This is a genomic window from Enterococcus sp. DIV1298c, assembly GCF_017316315.1.
Taxonomy (GTDB): Bacteria; Bacillota; Bacilli; order Lactobacillales; family Enterococcaceae; genus Enterococcus_B; species Enterococcus_B mangumiae.
The window spans coordinates 93,824-100,328 of sequence record NZ_JAFLWG010000044.1 but is presented as its reverse complement, the minus strand read 5'-3'; the positions used below and the strand labels follow the sequence as shown (position 1 = coordinate 100,328).

The following is a 6,505-nucleotide window of genomic DNA, read 5'->3' as shown; positions in this document are numbered from 1 at the left end:
ACATTTTAATTTATATAAGACATTTGAGAGGTTTAGAAAAATCTCTATTTGAGTTTCTAATCAATCGTGAAAACAGAAGAATATTCTGAGACGTAGGATAATAAATATGCGATTATATTACTAAGAAAATGGCAATAGTAAAACTCTAAAGATGTAATCCATGGAGTTATGGGCAAAAGAAATGTTAGCATTAAGAAAAGAAGTGATATATTTTTTTATTTACGTCTTGCTAGCAACTACAGACTCCTTGGTAATTATTTTCGCTAAAGAAGCAATAATAAAAAGTAATAGCAAATTTAACTGATGTAGTGAAATCTTGAATAGCTAGGGAGAATGACGTGCAATAAAGAACAGGTATAGTTAATATTATTAACACATAGAAAACGATGATAATAGGACAAAGTGTTTCAATACATAATAATATTTAAAACAAGAAATAGAATCAATTTCATATAGAAAGCAGAGATGAGAAATATAGAAATAGCGGTATTTACAGATTTTTTTAGAGTAGACAATTGAAAAAATAATAAGTGATATATAAATGGCTGTTTTAATTTATAGAATATATTAATTATGGGTAACTATGACTGGGAGGTAAGAGAATGAAATTATTGGAGAAAGAAAGCTTGCAACTACAATGGAGGGAGGATATCGTCCCTTATTATGTAAATTATGCATTTATTGAAGAGAAAACTTACAAAGGGAAAAAAAGCCATCAGGAGGCGGTTCTAGAGTTTTTAAATTTTACTAATCGCATTTGGAAGTGCGATATTTGGGCAATAAAACATCGTAATAATAGACATGAAGTCATCACTGTTAACATGTTGGAGCAGCAATTCTTTTCTAGCGTAGATGAGACAATCATTTATTCAGATCAAAGTTCACTTATAAATAATGGATATCCAACGCTTGTGAATAAAAAAATGATGGAATCAACTGAAATAAGTCCAAAACAATTCTTTATGGACGGAGGAGTTTGCGAACAGGCTTTTTTTGATAATTCTCAAGAAACAGAATTATCAAAACTTGACTTTGAAGCACTAAATCAATTGTTCTTTCCGAAGAAAGATAAGTTGATCATCTATTCGTGGAATACAGATTTTACCAACTACTATAATTTTGCGCGTGAAGGACATGGTGCATATTTGTGGAGCATCTATGATAGCGAAAGAAATAAATTTACAGTGATAAGTATAGCTCTGGTAATTCAGGGTTAGGGAAGGATAATTTTTGGTTACATCTATTGTTTAAGCATGTGAAAAATAGCTATTAAGTACATACACTATTTTTAGAGGAGGAAAAGACATGGAATTATTGGTAAAAGAAACATTAGCATTAGGGGAAAAAAGGGATATACTTTTTCCGCATTACGTTGGTTATACGTTCTTTAAGGAAAGTGATTACCAAGGAAAGGTCACCCATAAAGAGGCAATTTTGGCTTACTTAAATTATACAAGTCGCTTAATAAGAACAAATCTTTGGTCATCAAAAAAACGCAAAGAAGCTGGAAAATCTGTTACCCGTGAAATGTATGTAGCGAAATTTCGTAAACTAAATTCGGATTCAATTATTTACACAGATATTGATCCTACTACGTTAAACTTAGATGGCTACCCCATTGAAGTCAACGAAGAAATGATGGAAGGCACTGAACTTACTGTAGAAGAATTGTTTATGGATGGCGGGGTATATGAGGAAGCTTTTTTTGATGAATTTCATGGTACAAAGTTATCTAAGACAGAGTTTAATCTGGTAAATGAACGTTTCTTTCCTTTAAAAGACAAATTAATCATCTATTCATGGAATTCAGAGTTTACAAATTACTTTAACTATCCTAGAGCATGCATCGGTGCCTATTTATGGAGTATTTACGATACGAATACAAAGAGATTTACAGTCATTGATATTTATTTAGGATATGAAGGTTAAAAAATGCAATTTCTATTCATAAATTTTATAACTTAAAATTTATTTCAATTATGCGCGTGTGGGCTGGGGCGCCTATCTTTGGAGAGTTTATGATCCTAGAACCCCAATCTTTACGATCGGCGAAATTTATTTAGCAGAACAGGGATAAGGTAATAACAAAACTACAGATAGGTTAAATGGTTGAATCATTAGTAATGAAAATATAAAAGAAAATACTTTTTCCTTTTGTGAAAGCAAATAATTGAGTAATAGAACATAAGGAAACAGAAAATCTGACAATCGTGAAATGTATGCAGAGAAATTTCAACTATGGGAATTTGCCCAGATTGCAGTGCCTGATGCTTTATTAACTACATAATAGTAAAGAAATGAACTCAAAAAAGAAAGGAAAGATCAATATGAAATTATTAGAAGAAGAGACGTATCGATTCCCTTTGACTATGATGGAGAATAATATCCCCATGAAAAATATCCCGCTTCTTTATCTATTCTTTCATGAGAAAGATGACGAGGATGATAGCAGTCATCAACAAGCAGCAATTCAGCTTGTTAAGTTTGCGAACCAGAAAAAAAAGTATCCCATGAACACTTGGACTAAGCATGAACAATTACATAATCGGATACAAGAATATACAATAAATCCTACGCTCATGACCGCTCGACGTTTAAGTTACGAGGTTTTTTTCTCAATTTCTCGGGAACCTAAAAAACCTTTTCTTTCAAATTATGCTTATGCGTTTTTTCAGATGTCTTCAGATTATCTTGGGAAATTAGACCATTTCATTCGAATGAATGATATCCTTTTTCCAGAAAAGAAACAACTGATCATCTACGAGTGGAATAATACTTGGTCAGATTATTTTCATGATGGAAGGCAGCAAAGAGGGGCTTTTTTATGGACAATCTATGATCCTAAAAGAAATAAGTTTATAGTGATCAATGCAAGTATTTTATGAGATTAGGAGAAAATTATAATATGGAGTTTTTACAACAGGAAACAGAAATATTGAGCCAAAAATTAGAGGAGAAAGCATTATTTATAAGACGTTTAAATTTAGACTTTGTTTACTTTAAAGAGAAGGATTATCGAAATGTGGAGAGTCATCAACAAGCAGCGATCGAATTTATAAAGGTGATGAACGAAAAAAGACTAGGGTACTCATGTGTTCATTTAACAGATTTACATTATTTTGATGATTTACCTATTTTTATTAAGTCTGTGGGTTATCCATATGCCGTGAATCCAGAGTTGATGTATGCGAAATCAGTATTGCCCTATTCCTTCTTCTCTACTAAATGTGAGAATGGAAAATATGAATCCTCTTGTGCTTATTCCATACTTTCACAGATATATAAACCTCAGCGAGAAGAGATTTTTTTAAAAGCCAATGAGTATCTATTTCCTATGCAAGAGAACCTAATTGTCTATCAATGGAACAATGATTGGTCAAATTATTTTTCAATAGGTAGAGAAGAATATGGGGCTTATTTATGGACGATCTATGAGAGGAAAACTGAAAAATTTACAGTGATAGGTGCTTCGATGAGATTTTGAACAATACGTGAAAAATAGTGCAAGTAGTTATCAATCTGTGTATACCTATCTTTTTTTCATCCTGCGTAGCCGATTAAATGAAACAAGCAATCAAATAAAATAATATGCCACTGAAAGCTATGTAATGACTTTCAGTGGCATATATAAATAAACGAGGAAATAGTATTTTTCAAATTCGGGTTCATCACTAAGGATTCAAAAAAACACTGATTACTGTAATTCGCTTTCTTTTTTTATCGTAAATACTCCACAAATAGACACCGTAACAATCACGCGCACGATTAAAACGATTGGAGAAGGATGCATCCCACTCGTAGATTTTTAAATGCTCTCTTTCAGGAAAGAATCGTTGATTAAGCACTAAAAATTGTTCTTTACTCACTGTAGTTGTTTGAGTTTCATGGAAAAAGGCTTTTTCATAGATTCCTCTATTTTTAAATAAGATTTCAGGATTGATTTTTTCTGCTTTCATCATTTCTTTATTGACATAAATCGGGTTTGTTTTCCAACCTAAGTAATCAGGGTCTCTTTTGATATAGATGAGCGGATTACCTTTTATTGAACAGAAATACTCGTTGAATTGTTCTGTACTTGCAGGGTTCCCAGTTTTTACATTGAGGTCTGCTGCCCAGCGGTTACATTGTGCGATTCGATGTAAAAACTCTAGATATCCTAGTATAGCTTGCTGGTGACTGTGAATTCCTTGATAATAAGGTTCATTAAAGAAGCTATAATTAACATAATTTGGTATATTTTCTCCATTCCTATCCCGGCATGCTAGTGTTTCTTTTTCCAATAGTTCCATTTTGTCCTCCATTTAATAAAAAAGTACTTTTAACCCGAATTGATTTCTAAAAAATTCAGGAATGTTTGCAATCATTCTTTATTATATCTATAAAAGAACAGAAATTTTAAAGGTTTTAATAATTTCTACAGATATAATTTCGTTTTTTTTTTTAGATATATATTTAAAAATTATTCATTTTTTATTTCTTTTGTTACTTATTTGATAAAACCTCTCATAATTATTTGTAGAATCAGATTTAAATCTGAAAAAGATGAACTTTTAAGTCCACCTTTTTCGCATTATCTTCTAAAGAGTTTCCATCAACTAGGACGCCATCCTCCAACCGTTCTTTCTAAATCAGGAAATGCAGTAACAATAAAATATTTTCTATTTTTTCGGACTGCTTGTTTGGTTTTTCGGATCATGACCTTTGCATAAGGGATGTGCTCATGCCGATCAAATTGTTCAGATATTGGAGATACTGATAAACCAAAACCTAGAGAAACCCCTAATGACAATTGACCATAGGATCGATAAGAAATCGAATTGCTATTTTCTGGTAAATTGCAGTAACCTAAGTCGAACCCTTTATCTCCGGCTAATAAGTTTTCATGTTTTGCTGTCCAAATGGCATAGTTGGCCATTAATAAAGCTTGGAGGGCGTTATGAAAGCTTGTGGTATATTTTAGTTCGGAGTCATCTTTTATTCTAGCCAACAAAGTGTCCCAATTTTGAATAACATGATCTGTAATCGTATGGCCTTTGCCACCATGAGCATAGTACTCATCATAGATTAAGTCGAGGGGGGTATACCAAGCATCTTCGTTATCGTCATATTTACGTAATTCAGCCACCAGAGTTTTGTAGTTAGCGATAGTCCAATCTCCTAATGCCGAATCAATTAAAGTTTCATTTGTGCCTTCATTGATTATGCTTCCTGTTTCTGGATCAAATACCCCTCGCCTACCGTTAATCGTAAGAGCATTATCATAAGGTATTGACTCTTCACTATAAGAAAACTCAATTGCCCCAACTAAATGTGACGGAACTGCTTGCTGCGTTTGAGCATAGATGAAGTTTCCAGCACGATCCAATACGACAGCCGCACCGTATAATGTAGCGATCATTCCTGATGGATCAAAGTCTAATCCGTTGTTGTTTGGAGCGAGGGCTTCGCTTAAGCTTTGGCTGATTTCGCTGGTTCGTTCATAGTACGCGACAGCCATTTCTTTGGCGGTCTCGATGGCTAAGGCTTTAGAAGGTTCATTGACGACCCCAAATTCAAATGGAGTGGTTGCTTGAACATAGTCGAGCAATTGTTCTTTTGTTGTGATTTCCGTTAAGAGTGTAGAAATGCTCGTATCAAGCTTGACTTGATAGTTAAAAGGTTCTGGGAAATCATAGCCGTAGTATGAAGAACCGGTGATGTTCAAGATGGCATCATCTGCTCCTCGAACGGATTCGCCATACTGGATGCTTTCTAAAACAAAGAACTCATTCTTGGAGAAAGAATCGGCTAGTGACGTGTTGCGTCCGACTACTGCTGCTTGCTCTCGTAAAGCCCAAGGAATGGTGTAATTGATATAGCGACGATGAAGTTCGACACGGTCACTGACATTGAAAGAAAAGATTCCGTGGTCGCTCTCGCCAGTCAAGTACTCACGCATCAACGCATTGCTTGTTACATCTTGTGCGTAGCGGCTTTGTAAGGCTGCGGAGAAATTGTAGGTATTTGTTGTAGAATCGATCCCAGACATTGCAAAAGCGTTCAGTTCATTTTGAGTGGCGGCACTGCTACCGATCGATTCAAATAAGCCGCTGTTTGTTTTCGCTAAATCAGCTGTTGCAACTCCTAAAGAGGCACCGAGCTGATAAAACCCGACACCTAGGCCAATGCCTAGTAATGCAGGAGCAAGGACGGCAGCGGCTGTGGTCGAGAGTAAACCGGCGCTAAGTGTACTGCCTGATAATCCAGAAGCAAAAGCAGACATGCTCATGCCATTAAAGACATTTAAGGCGACTGCTGCATTTTGTGGTTCTGCAGACGTAGGAATCGGTGAGGTGGTATCGATCGGAACGACGGTTTCGTCAGGTTGGGTGATTTCGCTAGCGATCGTTTCTTGGGCGTGGACATCAAGTGGCAAAGTGGTAAAAGGTGCAAGCAACAGACCAACAAGTAATAGGCGATAAAATTTTTTCATTTTTTTCTCCTTTTTATCAAATAGCTTGAGTGA

The 6,505-nt window shown here is 34.9% G+C and carries 6 protein-coding genes; 4 read left to right on the top strand and 2 right to left on the bottom strand.

Annotation, left to right across the window (positions count from 1 at the left end):
- The first annotated feature begins 602 nt into the window (after positions 1 to 602).
- The 4 genes from JZO83_RS10855 (at position 603) to JZO83_RS10840 (ending at position 3,484) form a co-directional block, all read left to right on the top strand.
- Positions 603 to 1,217 carry a hypothetical protein gene (locus tag JZO83_RS10855; RefSeq protein WP_207115752.1) on the top strand — a complete coding sequence of 205 codons (615 nt, stop codon included), beginning with the start codon at positions 603 to 605 and terminating at the stop codon, positions 1,215 to 1,217.
- Between the two features lie 88 nt (positions 1,218 to 1,305).
- Positions 1,306 to 1,929: a hypothetical protein gene (locus JZO83_RS10850; RefSeq protein WP_207115751.1), complete on the top strand. Its 624-nt coding sequence runs from the start codon at positions 1,306 to 1,308 to the stop codon at positions 1,927 to 1,929.
- Between the two features lie 398 nt (positions 1,930 to 2,327).
- Positions 2,328 to 2,885, top strand: a complete 558-nt coding sequence (locus tag JZO83_RS10845) for a hypothetical protein (RefSeq protein ID WP_207115750.1) — start codon at positions 2,328 to 2,330, stop codon at positions 2,883 to 2,885.
- A gap of 20 nt (positions 2,886 to 2,905) precedes the next feature.
- Entirely contained in the window at positions 2,906 to 3,484 is a 579-nt protein-coding gene (locus JZO83_RS10840) for a hypothetical protein (protein ID WP_207115749.1), read from the top strand.
- A gap of 187 nt (positions 3,485 to 3,671) precedes the next feature.
- On the opposite strand, the gene JZO83_RS10835 is transcribed toward JZO83_RS10840, so the two are convergent.
- Positions 3,672 to 4,289 (bottom strand): hypothetical protein, encoded by a 618-nt coding sequence (locus JZO83_RS10835; RefSeq protein ID WP_207115748.1) that lies wholly within the window; start codon positions 4,287 to 4,289, stop codon positions 3,672 to 3,674.
- Between the two features lie 302 nt (positions 4,290 to 4,591).
- Complete coding sequence (locus JZO83_RS10830; RefSeq protein ID WP_207115747.1) at positions 4,592 to 6,472, bottom strand: RNase A-like domain-containing protein; 1,881 nt, start codon at positions 6,470 to 6,472, stop codon at positions 4,592 to 4,594.
- Positions 6,473 to 6,505 lie beyond the last annotated feature (33 nt).

Coding starts and splice junctions, on each gene's coding strand:
- JZO83_RS10845 (WP_207115750.1), top strand. CDS start 2,328: ATGAAATTATTAGAAGAAGAGACGTATCGATTCCCTTTGACTATGATG.
- JZO83_RS10830 (WP_207115747.1), bottom strand. CDS start 6,472: ATGAAAAAATTTTATCGCCTATTACTTGTTGGTCTGTTGCTTGCACCT.
- JZO83_RS10840 (WP_207115749.1), top strand. CDS start 2,906: ATGGAGTTTTTACAACAGGAAACAGAAATATTGAGCCAAAAATTAGAG.
- JZO83_RS10850 (WP_207115751.1), top strand. CDS start 1,306: ATGGAATTATTGGTAAAAGAAACATTAGCATTAGGGGAAAAAAGGGAT.
- JZO83_RS10835 (WP_207115748.1), bottom strand. CDS start 4,289: ATGGAACTATTGGAAAAAGAAACACTAGCATGCCGGGATAGGAATGGA.
- JZO83_RS10855 (WP_207115752.1), top strand. CDS start 603: ATGAAATTATTGGAGAAAGAAAGCTTGCAACTACAATGGAGGGAGGAT.